Annotated in this window: 17 protein-coding genes; all 17 read right to left on the bottom strand. The window is 30.4% G+C overall.

Annotation, left to right across the window (positions count from 1 at the left end):
• Positions 1–4 precede the first annotated feature (4 nt).
• Positions 5–886 carry a biotin synthase gene (locus tag GBG18_RS04680; RefSeq protein WP_152188853.1) on the bottom strand — a complete coding sequence of 294 codons (882 nt, stop codon included), beginning with the start codon at positions 884–886 and terminating at the stop codon, positions 5–7.
• Positions 876–1388: a metallophosphoesterase family protein gene (locus tag GBG18_RS04675; RefSeq protein WP_152188851.1), complete on the bottom strand. Its 513-nt coding sequence runs from the start codon at positions 1386–1388 to the stop codon at positions 876–878. The genes GBG18_RS04680 and GBG18_RS04675 overlap by 11 nt, the downstream gene beginning before the upstream one ends.
• Before the next feature lie 6 nt (positions 1389–1394).
• A complete protein-coding gene (gene topA / locus GBG18_RS04670) occupies positions 1395–3824 on the bottom strand; it encodes a type I DNA topoisomerase (protein WP_152188849.1) in 2430 nt (809 codons plus the stop codon).
• A gap of 59 nt (positions 3825–3883) precedes the next feature.
• The gene (locus tag GBG18_RS04665) at positions 3884–4663 is read right to left on the bottom strand and encodes a UDP-N-acetylmuramate dehydrogenase (protein WP_152188847.1); all 780 of its coding nucleotides are present in this window, start codon (positions 4661–4663) and stop codon (positions 3884–3886) included.
• A 6-nt stretch (positions 4664–4669) separates the two neighbouring features.
• On the bottom strand, positions 4670–5533 hold the full coding sequence (locus GBG18_RS04660) for a menaquinone biosynthesis family protein (RefSeq protein ID WP_152188846.1): 864 nt from the start codon (positions 5531–5533) through the stop codon (positions 4670–4672).
• A 56-nt stretch (positions 5534–5589) separates the two neighbouring features.
• Complete coding sequence (locus GBG18_RS04655) at positions 5590–6078, bottom strand: transglycosylase SLT domain-containing protein (protein ID WP_152188844.1); 489 nt, start codon at positions 6076–6078, stop codon at positions 5590–5592.
• Between the two features lie 63 nt (positions 6079–6141).
• Complete coding sequence (nuoN, locus tag GBG18_RS04650; RefSeq protein ID WP_152188842.1) at positions 6142–7644, bottom strand: NADH-quinone oxidoreductase subunit NuoN; 1503 nt, start codon at positions 7642–7644, stop codon at positions 6142–6144.
• Positions 7641–9167, bottom strand: coding sequence for an NADH-quinone oxidoreductase subunit M (locus GBG18_RS04645; protein WP_152188841.1), 1527 nt, complete (start codon positions 9165–9167; stop codon positions 7641–7643). The genes nuoN and GBG18_RS04645 overlap by 4 nt, the downstream gene beginning before the upstream one ends.
• Positions 9168–11039, bottom strand: coding sequence for an NADH-quinone oxidoreductase subunit L (gene nuoL, locus GBG18_RS04640; RefSeq protein ID WP_152188839.1), 1872 nt, complete (start codon positions 11037–11039; stop codon positions 9168–9170).
• Positions 11040–11041: 2 nt separating this feature from the next.
• Positions 11042–11341: an NADH-quinone oxidoreductase subunit NuoK gene (gene nuoK / locus GBG18_RS04635; protein ID WP_152188837.1), complete on the bottom strand. Its 300-nt coding sequence runs from the start codon at positions 11339–11341 to the stop codon at positions 11042–11044.
• Positions 11338–11928: an NADH-quinone oxidoreductase subunit J gene (locus GBG18_RS04630; protein WP_152188836.1), complete on the bottom strand. Its 591-nt coding sequence runs from the start codon at positions 11926–11928 to the stop codon at positions 11338–11340. Before GBG18_RS04630 ends, nuoK begins: the two co-directional genes overlap by 4 nt.
• 9 nt (positions 11929–11937) lie before the next feature.
• Positions 11938–12558 (bottom strand): NADH-quinone oxidoreductase subunit NuoI, encoded by a 621-nt coding sequence (nuoI, locus tag GBG18_RS04625; RefSeq protein ID WP_152188834.1) that lies wholly within the window; start codon positions 12556–12558, stop codon positions 11938–11940.
• 9 nt (positions 12559–12567) lie between these two features.
• Complete coding sequence (gene nuoH, locus GBG18_RS04620) at positions 12568–13560, bottom strand: NADH-quinone oxidoreductase subunit NuoH (protein ID WP_152188832.1); 993 nt, start codon at positions 13558–13560, stop codon at positions 12568–12570.
• 1 nt (position 13561) lies between these two features.
• Positions 13562–16036, bottom strand: a complete 2475-nt coding sequence (locus GBG18_RS04615) for an NADH-quinone oxidoreductase subunit G (RefSeq protein ID WP_152188830.1) — start codon at positions 16034–16036, stop codon at positions 13562–13564.
• Positions 16036–16845: a hypothetical protein gene (locus tag GBG18_RS04610; protein ID WP_152188828.1), complete on the bottom strand. Its 810-nt coding sequence runs from the start codon at positions 16843–16845 to the stop codon at positions 16036–16038. Before GBG18_RS04610 ends, GBG18_RS04615 begins: the two co-directional genes overlap by 1 nt.
• Complete coding sequence (locus GBG18_RS04605) at positions 16845–17120, bottom strand: NADH-ubiquinone oxidoreductase subunit E family protein (protein ID WP_152188827.1); 276 nt, start codon at positions 17118–17120, stop codon at positions 16845–16847. Before GBG18_RS04605 ends, GBG18_RS04610 begins: the two co-directional genes overlap by 1 nt.
• Positions 17121–17131: 11 nt before the next feature.
• A complete protein-coding gene (nuoD, locus tag GBG18_RS04600) occupies positions 17132–18358 on the bottom strand; it encodes an NADH dehydrogenase (quinone) subunit D (protein WP_152188825.1) in 1227 nt (408 codons plus the stop codon).
• Positions 18359–18362: the final 4 nt, after the last annotated feature.

The following is an 18362-nucleotide window of genomic DNA, read 5'->3' as shown; positions in this document are numbered from 1 at the left end:
AACCTTACTTTTCCTCTGGCATTTTTACTACGTGTTTAGCTATTTTAAAACCTAATGCTTCTAAAGCTTCAACATCATCTTTTGGAGTTTTACCAGATGTTGTTAAGTAATCACCAATAACAAATGCATTTGCACCTCTATTAAAGATTTCATATTGCTCTTCACCAAACATTAATTCTCTTCCACCTGCAACCATAATTTTATGTGCATTTGGAATCATTTCTCTTGATAATTCAATTAAATCAAAAGCTTCTTCTCTAGTAATTGTATTTTCAACTATTGGTAAAGCTTCATTTGGATGGAAAAAGTTTAAAGGTACATTCATTGGATCTAATGAAGCAATAGCTTTAATCATAGAGATTCTATCTTCTTGAGTTTCACCCATTCCAAAAATTCCACCACAAACTAGTTGTAAACCAGCTTCTTTAACATTTAAACAAGTTTGATATCTATCATCCCAAGGATGCGTTGTACAAATACTTGGATAGAATTCTCTTGATGTTTCTAAGTTATGATTATAGTTATCAACACCAGCAGCTTTTAATTCTTTTAATTGTTCAACTGAAGCCGTTCCATTACATGCAATTAATCTAAGTCCAAGATTTGCAGCTTTAACAGCCTTAGCAGCTTGAGCTATAAACTTAGTCTTTTTATCAGTTAATCCAAGTCCAGCAGTTACTAAACAAAAACCTACTGCACCATTTTCTCTTGCAATTGTAGCTTCTTTTACAATTTGTTCAATTTCTTTAAGTTTGTATCTTTGAATATCTGCTTTATATCTTACACTTTGAGTACAAAACTTACAGTCTTCGTTACATGTACCACTTTCTACATTACAAATAGCACATAAAAAAATTTCATCAGTATTTTTAAATTTATCGTTCATATTTATATTCTTCTTTTTCATAATTTTTTTTATTTATATCTTTAAAATAGTGTGAGATTATATACTCATTTTCATTAATTTCTAGTAGTGCACACTCAATATGAGGTTTTTCTCGTGCACAAACCTCACCTGGATTTATAAAGAGTGTTTTGTTTTTATATTCACATTCAAACATATGTGTATGCCCAAAAATCACAATATCACTATCAGGACTTAAATGATAAGGCATATGCATTAGTTTAAATTTATGTTCTTTGATTTTAAAATAGTAAGGTTCTTGTTTTATTACATATTTATTTGAAAGTGAGAATAAACTCATATCATTATTTCCAAAAACACTTACATAAGGAAGTTTTGATTCTTCTAAAAGTTGAAGATTTTTTTCAATACACAAATCTCCTGCATGTACTAAATACTCACATTTTTGTTCTTTTAATAAATCAATTACTTCTTTAGTATAGTCACTTTTAAAGTGACTATCTGAGAGAATACCAATTTTCATTTGTATTTACTTTGCTTCTTTTTTTGCAGGAGCTTTTTTAGCTACAGGCTTTTTTGTTGCAGGTTTCTTAGCTGGAGTTTTCTTTGCAGCAGGTTTTTTCTTAGCAGCAGGTTTTTTCTTAGCCGCAGGTTTCTTTGCAGCTGTTTTTTTAGCAGGAGCTTTTTTATCTGCAGTTTTTGATTTAGGATCTTTTGCAATAATTTCTTCACACTCTTCAAGTGTTAAATCTTCTGCAACTTTTCCTTTTGGAATTTTATAGTTCTTTCTACCTTGCTTGATATAAGCACCATATCTTCCAATTAGTACATGAATTTTTTCTTTTTCAAATACTTTTATAGTTGCTTTTGCTTTTGCTTCTGTTAATTCTTGAATAACTTCTAAAGCACGAGGTAATTCAATTTTATAAGGGTCATCTTCTTTTAAAGAGAAATATGTAGATTTAACTTGTAAATAAGGACCAAATCTTCCTATATTTGCTTTTATATCTTCCCCATCTTTATTTTGTCCTACAACTCTTGGGAGTGTAAATAAAAATAGTGCCTCATCCATAGTAATAGTATCCATATTTAAATGCTTTGGAATTGCTACAAATAAAGGTTTTTCTTCATCATCTTTAGTTCCTATTTGAACAAAAGGACCAAATCTACCAACTCTTGCACTCATTGGTTTTCCAGATTTTGGATCTATTCCTATTTCTCTAATTTGTAAATAATCTTCTTTATTTACCGTTTCTTCTTTCTCTTCAATAGTCTTTTTAAAGCCACCATAGAACTCCTGCATTACTTGTTCCCAAGCAATTTTACCCTCAGCAATTTCATCAAACTCTTCTTCAATTTTTGCAGTAAAGCCAAGGTTTATAATATCTGAGAAGTGGTCTGATAAAAAACTATTTACAATTTCACCAGTTGGAGTTGGTGTAAGTTTTTTATCTTCTGTTTTTACAACATATTCTCTTTGTTGAATTGTTGAAATTGTAGGAGCATAAGTTGATGGTCGTCCAATTCCCTCAGCTTCAAGTTTTTTAACTAATGAAGCTTCTGTATATCTTGCTGGTGGTTTTGTAAATAACTGCTCTAAATCTAGTTTTTCTAAATCTAAAACTGTTCCTTTTTTAATACTTGGAAGAATTTTTTCTGTACTATCAAGAGCAGCTTCAGGATTATCACTACCTTCAGTATAAGCTTTCATAAATCCAGCAAAAATGATTCTCTGACCTTTTGTTTGGAATTCATACTCTTTATCTTTTCCAGCTTGAATTTTATATGTTGTATTTGCAATTTGTGCCGCTGCCATTTGAGTAGCAAGTGTTCTTTTCCAAATTAATGAGTAAAGTTTATACTGCGCACTATCTACATATGCTTTAATATCACTTGGTTTTAAACTTAAATTTACAGGTCTAATTGCCTCATGCGCTTCTTGTGCACCTTTTGCTTTTGATTTATAAGTTCGTGGTTTACTAAGTGAATAATCTTTTCCATATTCAGCTTCAATAACCTCTTTAGCTGCACTTGTTGCAACTTTAGAAAGATTTAATGAATCTGTTCTCATATATGTAATTAAACCACCAGTATGTCCTGGGATATTTCCTACATTACCCTCATAAAGTTGTTGTGCTATAACCATAGATTGCTTAACAGAATAACCAAGCTTTCTACTGGCTTCTTGTTGAAGTGTTGAAGTTGTAAATGGAGCAGCTGGATTTCTTTTAGACTCTTTTTCTTCAATATCATTTAATACAAAATTGCCCATATTAATAGATGCTTCAATCTCTTTAGCTTGTGCTTCATTTTTAATTTTTGCAGTTTTACCATTTATTTTTGCTAATTCTGATTTTAACTCTGGATTTGAAAATTCTGATTTAACTTTCCAATACTCTTCTGGAACAAAAGCTCTTATTTCATTCTCTCTATCTACAATAATTTTAACAGCAACACTTTGAACACGACCAGCACTTAAACCATATCTAACTTTTCTCCATAATAATGGTGAAAGTTCATATCCTACTGCACGGTCAAGTATTCTTCTTGCTTGTTGAGCATCAACTAAGTGTTGATCAACTTCTCTAGGGTTTTCTAAGGCTTTTAAAATTGCATCTTTTGTAATCTCATGGAAAACAATTCTTTTAATAGGATTGTTTTCGATTTTAAGTGCAGGGATTAAGTGCCAAGCAATAGCTTCCCCTTCCCTATCCTCATCGGCCGCTAGGTAGATTGTTGTGTCTTTATTAATATGTTTTTTTAAATCAGTGATTACTTTCTTTTTATCTGTTGATATTAAGTATTTAGGTTTAAAATTATCGTCTGGATCAAAGCCTAATTTTGATTTTGGTAAATCTCTTACATGTCCCATAGAAGCCATTACTACGTAATCACTTCCTAGAAACTTTGATATTGTTTTCGCTTTTGCGGGTGACTCAACTATTACTAAATTCTTCACTAAAAAAAACCTTATATTATTTTAAATTTTTGCATTCTATCATAAATTAAATGATATTACTAATAAATTATTACTTCTTCTTTTATATCTATATTAAACTGCTCTTTAATTTTACTCTTTGCTAAGTTGATTAAATATACAGCATCTTCGTATGTTCCATCGCCATTATTTACTAAAAAATTAGCATGTTGCTTTGAAAAAGACATATTTCCTTTTTCAAAACCTTTTAGTCCAATAGCTTCAATTAATCGTCCAGCATAATCGTCTTTAGGATTAATAAAACATGAACCTGCACTTGGAACATGAGGTTGATTATCTCTCATTTTGTTAAACTCTTTTAGTTTATCTTTCGAAAAACCATAAGAGATATTAAATACTACTTCATAAACTATTTCTTCAAGTTTTGTATGTCTATATGAGTATTCGACATCTTCTTTTTTTATATATCCATCTTTTGTTTTAATAGAATGAACATAGTTAAATACTTCCCAAGATTTTAATCCTGCATTCATCTTAACTAAACCACCCATATTTCCAGGTAACTTAGCTAAAAATTCTAAATCTGCAATATCATTATTTCTTGTATATGTTAAAAGTTTACCTGAAGTTGTAGCACAACCAACATAAAGTAAATCGCCAACTTGCTTTATATAATCAAACTCTTCACCTAAAATTGCGAATTTTGGATGATCAGGACCTACTAAAGTATTATTACATCGTCCCATGATTTGATAATCTTTGTATTCACCTATTTCATTTATTACTAAAACTTCTGCCTTAGGTCCAATTTTAATAGATGAATATCTAGAAAAGTCTAGTTCTTTAAAATAGTTTTCCATTTTTTTCTATTTTTCTCTTAATTCTTTATAAAGACTTGGAATTAAAAAATCTTGCGATTTTATTAAGTTTTCATAAAACCCATTTTTATATCCTAATTCAAATAACTTATCTAAAGCTTTATATTGAATGTCACTTAATTCAACTGAATTATCATTTGCATAAAGGTCTAAATATGTATCTAAAGTATCAGCATCTACTCGGATAAGACCTTTATCAAGTAACATTGGAGCTAATACTTTTCTATTTTTATTAGCTACATCAACTGCTTTTATTAATGTATTTTCATAATCAATTGCACTATGAAGTGGGATTGAACGTCTTAAACACATTCCACCAAGTGGTAAAGGTAAATCCCCACCACTTAATTCAACCCATATATCCCATAATTCTTTCTCAACTTCAAGTTCATCACTAAAGTTTAAAATTGATTCATGAATTAAAACACCAGCATCAACAACTCCATCAAGAACTGCCTGCTCAATATCTAAAAAATTCATATATGTAATTCTTGCATTTGGGTATGCTATTTTAAATAAAAGACCATTTGTAGTAAATTCCCCACTAAGTGCAACTTTAAAATTCTTTTTAAGTCTAGTACCTTTTTTCTTTATAAGCTTTGGCCCATATCCTTCGCCAAAAGAAACAGCAGTCTTAAGTAAGGCATAATCATCTTTTATGAAAGGATAAAGTGCAAAAGAGATTGCACAAATATCATATTCGCCTCTTAAAGTAGCTTGGTTTAATGTTTCAATATCATCAGCAATATTAGTGAATTTAGTATCATTAGGAGTAACCCAACCAAATTTAATCGCATAATACATAAATATATCATCAGCATCCGGTGAGTGAGCAACACTTATAGTCTTCAAAAGCAGTCCTTAAAGTTTATTAGTGTGATTGTATCAGTTTGTGGTTTATTTTTTGGTTATAGTTTGTACTCTAGTTTTAGTTTTTTAATAATATCAAATACATTTGTGGCATATTTAATTCCAGTTTTACTGTTATAATTCCACCCTGTGTTATAACTTGACCAAGTTTTAAACCAATTATCTTTATGTACCTTTCTCCAATACTTTAATTCAATAATTGCATTTGCAGTTGCAAAACCGACATCATTTATTAATTTTTGGGCATAAATACTTCTATTATAAGAGTTGTCTTTTACTTTTTGTCTTTTTAAAACAGTCTTTATATTTGCTTGAAATAGACCATAATCTTCACTTTGAGTGTTTATTACATATTTTCCTAAAGATGACTCTTTTATAGCTATTGCCATTAATGAGTATTTCATCATTTTATCATTTGTAAGAGATTTTAGTTTTTTTAAAATTACAATATCATTTTGAGTTAAATTTAAAGTGTTAGAAAATAGTGATACAGAAGAAAGGATTAATATAAGAAATATTTTTTTCATAAATTAATTTTACAATAATTCTAAGCATTTAAGTATTTATTCTTAAATGCTTAGAGTATTTATCTAAAACCCTGCGTTTGTAACGTAGTAAGTAATAACTTGTAAAAGTGGTTCTATTGCTAAAACTGAAACAATTGCAAGGAATACACATAAACCAATTACAGATTTCATTGGTGTTGATGCGTTTTGCATAAACTTCTTATTTGCACCCTCAATTGGATCTTTTAAGAACATATAAGAAATTGGTCTTAAGTAATAATAAGCAGCAATTGCTGAGTTTAATACAATAATTACAGCAAGTGCAATTTGACCTGCATTTACTGCACTTGCAACTAAATACATTTTTCCCCAGAATAATGCAAATGGAGGAAGTCCTGTTAATGCAAAAAGGAACATTGCTAAAATTGAAGCTGCAAATGGCGAAATTTGAACTAATCCTGAATACTTTTCAAAAGTATATGGAGATTCATAATCTTTTTGCTCTTTCCCTCTATTTAACCACAACATACCAAAGGCACCAAAGTTAGTTATTGTAAATAAAATCCAGTATAAAAATAGTGCTGTAGTTGCTTGTGTAGTTCCAATATAAACAGCAGCCATTGCCATACCTGCATTTGATATTGAAGAGTATGCTAGCATTCTTTTAATATCTGTTTGATGTAGGGCTATTAAGTTTGGTATTGTAATAGTTGCAACTATTGTTGTATAAAGCATAGTTTTAATAATCATATCATCACTTGCAATAAATACTTCAAAGAATCTAATTGCAACTACAAAACCTGCCATTTTTGGAACAACTGATAAGAACCCAGCCATTGCAGAACTTGAACCTCTATAAACATCTGGAACCCATACATGGTATGGGAACAAAGATAGTTTAAATCCTAAAGCTGCAAACATAAATACAAATCCAGTTAAAACAAATACATGGTTTGCATAATTTTCACTAGATAAGAAATTTTCTTGAACAATTATTTCTGAGATTTGAGATAAATCTAATGAACCAGTAAGGCCGTAGAAAATCATAGCACCAAAAGCAAAGAACGCAGCTGCAAGTGCACCCATTGTAAAGTACTTAACAGCAGCTTCAATTGATGTCATTCTATTATGCATTGCAATCATTGTATATAAAGATAAAGATGCTGTTTCTAATCCAACAAAGATTAAGATTAAAGAATCAGAACTTACCATAAACTGGAACCCTGCTATTGTAAATAAATAAAGAGCAAAGAACTCAGCATATCTAAACTCTTGGAATCTTAGTTTTGATAAAGATAAGAATATAAATAAAATAGCTCCACAAATAATAATACATTGAGATAAAATCGCAATACCATCAAGAAGCATTAAATCAAACATTCCATCTGGTTCACCGCTATATGCAAGTAGTGTAAATAAATCAAATACTAAAAACAGTACAACTAAAACTACATATAAAGATTTGTGTTTTTCTTTATTAAAAAGGTCTGTTAATAAAATACTAATAGCCCCAATTATTGCAATAAGCATTGGTGCTAAAGTTCCTAAATTTAAAGAATCAATATTAATTGAAATAGGTTCCATTATTTAACCTCCCCAATTGAATTTAAAGAACGAAGTCTCTCTTTAGTACTCTCTTCTACAGATTTTACATCCATAATTTTTATAACTTTTTGAACTGAGATATCAAGTGGTTCTAAGATAACTTTTGGATAAACACCTAATGAAATAATTAAGAAAACTAGTGAACCTAAAGCTAGAAGCTCTCGTCCATGAATATCTTTCATATCTTTATTCTCTTTTTTTATTAATTCTCCAAAGAATGTTCTTTTATACATTGATAACATATATACAGCACTTAATACAATAGTTAAAGATGCAACAAATGTTAAGATTGGTGAAACTTTAAAGAATCCAAGAAGAGATAAAAACTCTCCAACAAACCCAATTGTTAAAGGTAAACCAATTGAAGCCATTAATACAACCGCATAAACTAATGCGAACATTGGCATATTTTTAGCTAATCCACCAAACTCTTTAATCATCTTAGTTTTTCTTCTATCATAAAGTACACCAACACTCATAAATAGTGCTCCTGATACAACACCATGTCCAATCATTAAGAATACTGCTCCTGAAATCCCCTCAGCATTTAATGCAAATACTCCAAGAATAATTACACCCATATGTGAAATTGAAGAGTATGCAATCATTTGTTTCATATCTTCTTGCGCATAAGCCACCATTGCCGTATAAATAATAGCAATGATTCCAAGCGTTGCCATAAATGGCATAAAGTATACACTCGCATCTGGAAACAGTGGAAGTGAGAATCTAATAAATCCATAAGTTTCCATTTTAAGTAATACAGCTGCTAATACAATAGAACCAATAGTTGGCGCTTGACTGTGTGCAAGAGGTAACCAAGTATGGAAAGGAAACATAGGTACTTTAACTGCAAAACCAAAGAAGAAAGCAATAAATAGCCATAATTGAACATCAAATGGTAAAACAACACTATACCAATCAAGTAAATTGAAGCTCCAAACACCAGTAGTTTCATGGTAAATATATCCAAAATATAACATACCAATAAGCATAATTAGTGAACCTATAAATGTATATAAGAAGAACTTAATAGCTGCGTGGAATCTTCTCTCTGCACCCCAAAAACCAATAATATAAAACATTGGAATAAGTGTAAGTTCCCAGAAAATATAGAACATAATTAAATCTAAAGATACAAAAACTCCAACCATTGTCATTTCAAGGTAAAGAATTGTAATAATTAAGTTTTTAACTGCTCTTTTTTCTGTTAATCCAATTACAGATATCATCGTCATAAACGTAATCATAATAATTAAGAATAATGAAACACCATCAATTCCAACCACATAATTAATACCATAAGAGCTAATAAGTGGGAATGTTTGAACAAACTGCATTTGTGCAACATTAGTATCAAAGTGATACCATAATAAAAGAGCTAATACAAACTCAACAATAGTAACAACTACACCAAACTGTCTCATAGAATCTTTATGAATCATAAATCCTACAGTTGCTGCTACTGCTGGAAAAAATATCAGCATTGATAAGATATTTTCCATTTACTTAACTCCTCCAAATAACGATAACACTAAAGCTAAAACTAATCCTAAAATTAATCCTAAAACCATAAGTCTTAATGATGATGATAAATTACCTGATTGAATAACTCTAGCTTTTCCACCAGCTTTATTAATTAATCTTGCAATTCCCTCAATTGTATTGTCAATCATTTTTATTTCAATAACTTCAAATACCCAAACTGAAAGCTGATGATATGGTTTTGTAATAAAGTTTTCATAGAAATGAGGAATATAATATTGGTTTGATAAAAGTTTATAAATCCCTTTATTTTCCCATTCTTTACTAAATCCACCATTTCTATATTTAATAACTGCATAAGCAATACCAGCAATGGCAACTGCACTTGTTACAAGAATTAAAATCCAAACTGTTGAAGATGCAGTATTACTAGCTTCCCAAGTTGGTAAAGTTTTAGTAACAAAATCTATAAATGCATGCTCAAACCATCCAGCAATTACTGCTAAAATAGCAAGAGGAATCATTGCAGCTATTACAAAACTTTTTGCTTCATGAGGATGGAAATCTTCATTTGAATAGTTTTGTTCTCCATGGAAAACTTTCATTACTAATCTAAATGAATAAAATGCTGTTAAACCTGCTGTTATCCATAAAATTAACCATAAGAAATAAGCATCACCATTAAAGGCTGCTTCTAAGATTTTATCTTTTGAGAAGAAACCAGCAAGAGGGAAAATACCAGCAAGAGCAACAGATGCAATTGTCATAATAATTGAAGTTGATTTCATTTTACTATGTAATCCACCCATTTTTCTAATATCAAGTTCATCATTCATAGCATGCATAACATTACCAGCACCTAAGAATAATACTGATTTAAAGAAAGCATGAGTTACAAGGTGAAATAATGCAACCCAATAAGCTCCAAGACCAGCAGCAACAAACATATATCCAAGTTGAGATAGTGTTGAGTAAGCGATAATTCTTTTCATATCATTATGAACAAGTGCCATTGATGCAGCAAATATTGCAACAAATGCACCTAAACAAGCAATTGCATATCCAACTTCAGGAACTAATACATATAATTCATTTGCACGTACTACTAAATAAACACCAGCTGTTACCATAGTTGCTGCATGAATTAATGCAGAAACAGGAGTTGGTCCCTCCATCGCATCTGCTAGCCATGTATGTAATGGGAATTGCGCTGATTTACCCATTGCTCCTACGAATAATAGTATTCCAATCCATGCAATAGTACTAGTTTCTAAACTTGCAATATTTTCAAATACATGTGAATATTGTAACGAACCTAAATTCCAGTAAATTAAGAACATACCAAGAAGAAGACCTAAATCTCCCACTCTATTCATAATAAAGGCTTCATTAGCTGCCCATGATGCTGATTCTTTTTTATACCAGAATCCAATTAATAGCCATGAACAAACTCCAACACCTTCCCATCCAATGAAAAGAACAGCAAAGTTATCACTCATTACAAGAACAAGCATTGAGAAAACGAAAGCTGAAAGATAAGAGAAATATCTATTAAAACCTTCATCATTTTCCATATAACCAATTGAGTGAATATGAACCATTGTTGAAACCACAGTTACAACTGTCATCATCACAACACTTACATGGTCAATAATAAAACCAAAAGGAATATTTAAATTACCTGCTTTTATCCACTGAAATAGAGTTATATTTAAAACTGTATCTGTTGAATAAATAAATGATAGAAGATTTAAAGATGCAAACATTGAAACAGCTAACATAAATGATGTAAACCATCCTGTAAAGGCAATCTTTCCTCTCATTGAGAATAAAGCAGCAACTAAAGAACCAACTAGTGGGGCAAAAAGTGCTATATATACATATTTTTCCATTACTACCCCTTCATCTTAGCAATATCATCTAAGTTAATAGAACCTGTTCTTTTATACCAAAGAATTAAAAGACCTAATCCAATAGCAACTTCACTAGCAGCAACTGCAATAATAAAGAAAGCAAACATTTGCCCTGCTAAATCTCCATGGAATTTAGAAATTGCTGCAAGCCCAACATTTACTGCATTTAACATAATTTCTGTTGAGAAGAAAAGCATTAAAACATTCTTTCTTCTTAATACTCCAACTAATCCAATACAAAATAAAAGTGTTGATAATATCAAATAAGCGTTAAGTGTCATTTAACATCCTTTTTTGATGCTTCTAACTCATTTTGAGCTTCAATATGTGCATCAATTTCTTCTTCAGTCATATCAGAATATGATACTTCCATTTTCTTTCCTGCTAATACAATTCCACCTATCATGGCAATTAATAACATAATTGCAGCAACTTCAAAAGGAACTAAGTATTTAGTAAATAATACTAAACCAACATCTACTGTATTTCCATAACTTGGATTAATTGGTAAGTTTGCATCAATATTTTCACCTAAAATTGGTGAGATAAAAATAACTACAACAATTAAAGCTACCATTCCTGATAATAAAAATACTAATCTTGGATTTTTAACCTTCTCTTTTACTTCAGATAATGAATCAAAGAACATCATTCCAAAGGCATAAAGTGCCATAATCGCACCAGTATAAACTACGATTTGTACAGCACCTAGGAAATCTGCATTTAATAAAAAGAAAAATGCAGATATAAAAATCATTCCCGCTGCTAATGAACTTAACGCATATAAAGCATTGCTTGTTAATACTGTAATACTAAACATAGTTATAGTTAAAACTGAAAACAGACAAAAAGCTACTATTTCAAACATCTATACTCCTTAGTACGACAATGGTGTTTTTTTAATTTTTTCATCAGCATCTGGTGATACTGAACCAAAACCAGCAAACTCTGTTTGTTGGTTTAACTGATCAAATGGTGTTAAAATATCTTCTTTAAGTGAGAAAGATGCTCTTTGTTCTGAAACATTTTCATATCTTCCTCCATGAACAATTGCAAGCTCTGGACAAACTTCTGCACAGTAACCACAAAAAATACATCTACCCATATTAATTGTATATTCTAAAACTTCTTTTCTAGAGTTTTCATCAACTCTAGTTTCCATTCTAATACAATTTGCAATACAAATTTTTTCACATAATCCACAACCAATACATCTTTCTTCACCTGATTCTAATAATACAAGTAATCTATGTACCGCTCTATATCGTGGACCTATTGGCAGTTTTTCTGCTGGATATTGAACAGTTGCCATTTCACCATTAAATAAAGCACCTGTCATCATCTTAAATGTAATTTTTAAACCTGTAAATAATTCACCCTTTACAGATCTTGTAACTACTTGCTTAAATGTGTCCCAAGATGTTTTAGGATAATTATCTTCTTGAACTACTACATAGTCTTCTGATATGTTTCTATTTTTAAATTCTTCGAATCCCATAACTCTCCCCTAAATCATTATCACTAAAGCAGTAACTAAAATATTTAGTAGTGCTAAAGGCATTAATATTTTCCAACATAACCACATTAATTGATCTGGTCTAATGTGTGGCCAAGATGCTCTTGTCCATAAGAATAAGAAAATCAAGAACATTACTTTTAGTACAATTGCTAATCCACCTGGAATAAACCATAATGGCTCAAATCCACCTAAGAAAATTAGTGCAGTTAAGAAAGCAATTGTAAATAATGCTGCATACTCACCAATAAAGAACATACCCCATCTCATACCAGAATACTCAGTTGCATAACCTGCAACTAATTCTGCTTCATGCTCAAGTAAATCAAATGGTGTTCTATTTGTTTCAGCAAAACCTGCAATAACAAATAAAACAAATGCTAATGGTTGAGACCAAACAATCCAATTTGAAATTCCACCTGCTTGATAGTTATTAATATCAATTAAAGATAAACTTCCAACCATCATTAAAGGAGCTAAAAGTGAAAGACCTGAAACTACTTCATAAGATAAAAGTTGTATTGCAGTTCTAGCACCTCCAAGTAGTGCCCATTTATTTGCAGAACTCATACCACCTAATAATGGTCCATAAAGTCCAACACCACCAACTGATAGTACAAATAAAACACCCACATTAATATCACTTATAATTGGTCTTACGGTATAACCAAACATCTCAAATTCTGGGAAAAAAGGAATAGCACTCATTGAAATAAATGCTGTTGCTGCTGTGATGATTGGGGCAATCATAAAGATAGGTTTATTTGCATTTGCTGGAATAAAATCTTCTTTTGTAAAAAGTTTAATACCATCTGCTGCAATTTGTAAAAGACCATAAGGACCAACATTTGTAGGACCAAGTCTTCGTTGCATAAATGCTAATATTTTTCTTTCAATATAAGTTGTAAATCCTGCAAGCGCTGAAAATACTGTTAAAACTACTATTACTTTGATAATTGTTTCTATTATAATACTTGTTTCCATATTATACCTTTTCTACTACTGCTGTATTGAATCTAAAAGTATCAAATAAAGCTTTAGATGCAGAGTTTTTATCAAATGTAGAAACATAAGCAATTTCACCAGTAATTTGAATATCAGTAAATGCTTCTAGTTCTAAAGTTTCATTATTTGCACTTACTTTTACTTTACTTCCAGCTTCTAATTCTAACTTCTCAAACATTGCTGTTGAGAAGAAAATACCTGATTGAAGTTCATCTTTAAATTCATGAGACATTGCAGTAAATTCATTAAATTGATTAATTGGATTAGCTTTGTAAATTACAATTTCATTTTCATTTACTTCTAATTTCTTTGAAGTAATTTCTTTAACTTCATCATTAAACTCTATTTCATTAGCTTTTAAATCATAACCTCTATATTCAACTCTATCATTTCCAAACATATTTGGTAAATCATCAAACTCTACAGCTTGATAACCTTTTGATACAGGAAGCTGCGATGTATAATCAATTGTGTATTCTACATCAACATCTAAAATCATATTTGCAATATTATTTAAAGCATAGCCTTTAAATCCAACTGCTGCATTTGTAGGAATAATTTTTTGGTCAATATTTGTAAAAGTACCTTCTTGTTGGTTAAGTGCTGGAATATCTAAATCTCCATCACCAAGTGCTGAAAGTTGGAAATCTGCTGCTTCGTTATATCCAACTGTAAAGCCTTCTTCTTGCTTTGAAAGTGTACAGATTTGCGAAACACCTAATGTATTTGTAGATGTTGGAATAATCACAACATCAAAATCTGTACATCTAGAAATAAGACCACATAATTTTGCTAAGTTTGCTGCATTTGGATGAGTGATTAAATCTTCACCAACCATTAAAGAGTAAGTGTCTTTTTTAGCAAGCATTGTATCAATTAGTTCAATAAATGATTCATCTTTCCCAAAGTCTTCTAAAAGTGAAATATATTCAAACTCAACTTCTTTAGAAACTTTTTTAGGAACCATTTTAGAAACTTCTTTTTCTTCACCAGTTTCTTCATCTTTTACAATTTCAACAACTTTTTCTTTAATAGTTTCAGTTACTGTTTTTGTTCTAGTTTCAGTTAAAGAGTCAATATATGTTTTAACATTTTCAGGTAATTCTTTTCCAAACTTATAAAGAATAAAATAAAGAATTGATTCTTGAGCTAGTGCATCATGGTAAATAAAATCTGTTGTTTTTCCTTTTTTACCAATTTTTTCCATAACTGGATCTGCAATTGGGTGGAAGTATAAAGCAGCACCTTTATTCATAATAACGGAGTTATTTAATGCATATCTTGCATTTGGTAAATCAGATTTTAAATAAGAACCAACAGAAATTACAAAGTTTGAATCATGCACAGCTGTTAGTGTTGAAGAGTATAAAGAATTTCCTGCAGTACTTGAGTAGTTAGATAAAAACTCTTGATATAGTCTTGCATCTTCATTTACTAATTTTGCACCAGTTTTATCTGATATTTTTTGTAAAAGCAATGCTTCTTCATTTGTAATAAATGAATTGAACTTAATTGTTTTTGCTTTTTTAAACGCTTCAATTGCATTTATAAATGCAGTTGTATCTTTTGTCTGTACTTTATTATCAAAATCATAAGCAAATCTTCCCGCACCATTTAATGTTGAATAATGAGGTTCATTTGTAACTCTATAAATTCTTTTTGTTTCGTGATTATCAATTGAATCTTGTTTTATTTCATAATAAATAAAAGCACAATCACTTGAGTGTGAATTTGCAGCTGGAATCTTTTTTAATTCCCAAGAGTTTGATGTATATTGGAAGTCATGTGAAACTAAAGCTCCGACAGGACAAGCAGCTATACACTCACCACAATCAGTACATGCATCAGCATCATAACCAATAAGTGACTTATTAAGTTTATTCCACATTGCATATGCATCTTTTGGCATTTCAGATTTAAAAGTCTTTTCAATTGCATCTGATGGTCTTTTTACTGTACTAAGTGCGTTTGAACCAACCATATCTTTACATACAGTTACACATCTTTCACATACAATACATAAACCTGGGTCATAATTCATAACTCCCCAATGTGCAGTTGGTCTATGAACATCTTTTATACTATAGCTTTGTGAATCAACTTTCATATATAATGAATAGTTTTGTAATTCACACTCACCACTTTGGTCACAAACACCACACTGTAATGGATGATTTACATCGTAAACTTCCATAATTGCACGTCTTTCTTTTGCAATTGTAGGAGTTTCAGTAACCACTTCCATATCAGCTTTTACTTTTGTATTACAACCATATACTTGTTTTCCATCAGCTTCAACTAAACATAATCTACAAGCAAGTGTTGGTGAACATCTTGTTAAATAACAAACAGCTGGAACAAATACATCATTTGCACGAGCTACATTTAAGATTGATTCACCATCTTTAGCTTCTACTTGCTTTCCATCAATTGTTAATGTAATCATATCACTCATTATGCATCAACCTTTTCTATTTTTACTTGTTTGTATCTATAGTTAGTGAAAATTTCTTCATTAGAATCTGTAATTTTAGCAATTGCGATTGTTCCATGTAATTTTTCATCAACTTTAATACTCTTTTTTACTTTTGAAGTTTTATAGTTTAAATATACTTCATCTTTGTTAGCTACTTTTGCGATTCTTGAAAAAGAAGCACTTACTATTAAATCTTCAGTAGATTCATCTTCAATAAGTCTATATACTACAGTTCCATCAAAAGATTTTAAATCTTCTACTTCTTCTAAATCAAAGTTATCACATGAGTCTATTTTTTCTTCAAAATCGTTATCTAAAACAATTAGATTAAAATCTGTGTATTTTTTTATGATACTAAGAAGTTTTACTATATTTTCAACTCTTGGATGTTCAATTAAATCATCACCAATAATTAATGTTTTAAATTGAGATTCTTTTGAGTTTTCATAAGCTTCTTCAAACTCTTCTTCTCCAGCAGAACTTTCAGCAGAGATATAACCTAAATCTAAATCATTTATATATTTTTGAATATCACTAGTAGATTCTTTTACAAAAGCATCAAGGATTAAGGCTAAAATACCCTCTTCACTTCCTGCTTCATATTTTATAAATTGAGTATAATAAAGTTTTAAATCAATATTATCAATTGGGTGCATATAAACAAATTGCGCATTTGTTTTTGCAATTGATTCAATAATTGAATTTCTTACCTCTTCTTTATTATTAGAAAGCATTGTTCCTAAAGAAAGAATGAAATCACTTTTAGAGATTAGTTCTTTTTTATTCATTATTTCACTTCCTCTTTAGCTTCTTCTTCAACAACTCTAGGTTCTGGTGCAACTTTTTTTATAACTAATGTCCAATCAACTTCTGTAAATTTAATTGAGTTCATTAATGTATATCCAGCTTCATATATTACATCTGCGGATTTTTGAACATTTTCAAAATCTCCAATTTCAAATATAATAATTGCATTTTCACCATCTTGAATTTGCTTATCGAGCAGTTCAAGCATTCTGTCATAGAAATCATTTTTTAAATGTCTTAAATCAAATCTTTTCATAATGCTTCCCCTTATCTATCAATCTCACCGAAAACTATGTTTAAGTTTCCGATTAATGTAACAACATCAGCTAATTGTAATCCAACAAGTATCTCTTCTAATAATGCAGTATGCTGAAAACTTGGTGTTCTAATTTTCATTCTATATGCATAAGGACTTCCATCACTAACAACATAATAACCTAGTTCGCCCTTTGGTGATTCAGTTGCTACATATACTTCACCAACAGGTGGTCTCATACCTTGAGTTACTAAAACAAAGTGTTGCATTAAAGAATAGTTTTGAGTCATTATTTGCTCTTTTGGAGCTGAAATGTAATTTGGCGCATGAGCCATTAATTGAGATTCACTTTTTTCATACATAGGAACTAATTGTTTTAAAATTCTTGAAGATTGATACATCTCTTCAATACAAATTTTATATCTTCCATAAGAATCACAAGTCTCTGCAATTGGAACATCAAAATCTAATTCATCATAAATACCGTAAGGCATCTCTTTTCTTAAATCCCATTTGATACCACTTCCTCTTAAAGCAATACCTGAACATCCCCAAGATTTTGCCATTTTAGGAGTAATAATACCTACATTTTCAAGTCTCATTTTCCAGATTCTATTTTCTGTTAAAAGACCTTCATATTTTTTAATTTCTGTCTCTAAAATATCTAGGAATGATAAACAATCAGCAATCCAATTTGATGGTAAGTCTAAAGGAACTCCACCAATTCTAACAGCACTATGCGTTAATCTTGCCCCACAATAATCTTCAATTAAGTCCATTGCATATTCTCTTTCTCTAAAGCAGTAAAGGAACATAGACATTGCACCAACATCAAGTGCGTGTGTTGCTAACCAGAAAAGGTGAGAAGTGATTCTATTTAATTCTAAAAGCATTGTTCTAATAATTTCAGCTCGTCTTGGAGCTTCAATACCTAGAAGTTTTTCAATAGCTAAGGCATAACCATAGTTATTTGAAGTTGCTGCAATATAATCCATTCTATCTGTTGTTGGTAAGAATTCATTATAAATCATATTCTCAGCCATTTTTTCCATACCTCTGTGAAGGTATCCAATCATTGGTCGAGATTTTACTACTTCTTCACCTTGTAGTTCTAAAATAAGTCTTAATTGTCCATGAGCTGATGGATGCTGTGGTCCGAAGTTCACCATCATTGTATTATCTTCTCTCTCGAAGTTAATATTTTCAAAGAAAGGTTTTAATCTATTTGGTTGTTGCATACTA

The sequence above is a fragment of the Poseidonibacter ostreae genome (assembly GCF_009208075.1).
Taxonomy (GTDB): domain Bacteria; phylum Campylobacterota; class Campylobacteria; order Campylobacterales; family Arcobacteraceae; genus Poseidonibacter; species Poseidonibacter ostreae.
Note: the sequence above shows the minus strand (reverse complement) of the source record. Positions and strands in the feature narration are given on the sequence as shown.

Coding starts and splice junctions, on each gene's coding strand:
- GBG18_RS04605 (WP_152188827.1), bottom strand. CDS start 17,120: ATGAAAAGATTTGATTTAAGACATTTAAAAAATGATTTCTATGACAGA.
- GBG18_RS04675 (WP_152188851.1), bottom strand. CDS start 1,388: ATGAAAATTGGTATTCTCTCAGATAGTCACTTTAAAAGTGACTATACT.
- GBG18_RS04630 (WP_152188836.1), bottom strand. CDS start 11,928: ATGTTTGAAATAGTAGCTTTTTGTCTGTTTTCAGTTTTAACTATAACT.
- nuoH (WP_152188832.1), bottom strand. CDS start 13,560: ATGGAAACAAGTATTATAATAGAAACAATTATCAAAGTAATAGTAGTT.
- GBG18_RS04645 (WP_152188841.1), bottom strand. CDS start 9,167: ATGGAAAATATCTTATCAATGCTGATATTTTTTCCAGCAGTAGCAGCA.
- nuoK (WP_152188837.1), bottom strand. CDS start 11,341: ATGACACTTAACGCTTATTTGATATTATCAACACTTTTATTTTGTATT.
- nuoL (WP_152188839.1), bottom strand. CDS start 11,039: ATGGAAAAATATGTATATATAGCACTTTTTGCCCCACTAGTTGGTTCT.
- GBG18_RS04680 (WP_152188853.1), bottom strand. CDS start 886: ATGAACGATAAATTTAAAAATACTGATGAAATTTTTTTATGTGCTATT.
- GBG18_RS04655 (WP_152188844.1), bottom strand. CDS start 6,078: ATGAAAAAAATATTTCTTATATTAATCCTTTCTTCTGTATCACTATTT.
- GBG18_RS04615 (WP_152188830.1), bottom strand. CDS start 16,036: ATGAGTGATATGATTACATTAACAATTGATGGAAAGCAAGTAGAAGCT.
- nuoI (WP_152188834.1), bottom strand. CDS start 12,558: ATGGGATTCGAAGAATTTAAAAATAGAAACATATCAGAAGACTATGTA.
- GBG18_RS04610 (WP_152188828.1), bottom strand. CDS start 16,845: ATGAATAAAAAAGAACTAATCTCTAAAAGTGATTTCATTCTTTCTTTA.
- nuoD (WP_152188825.1), bottom strand. CDS start 18,358: ATGCAACAACCAAATAGATTAAAACCTTTCTTTGAAAATATTAACTTC.
- GBG18_RS04665 (WP_152188847.1), bottom strand. CDS start 4,663: ATGGAAAACTATTTTAAAGAACTAGACTTTTCTAGATATTCATCTATT.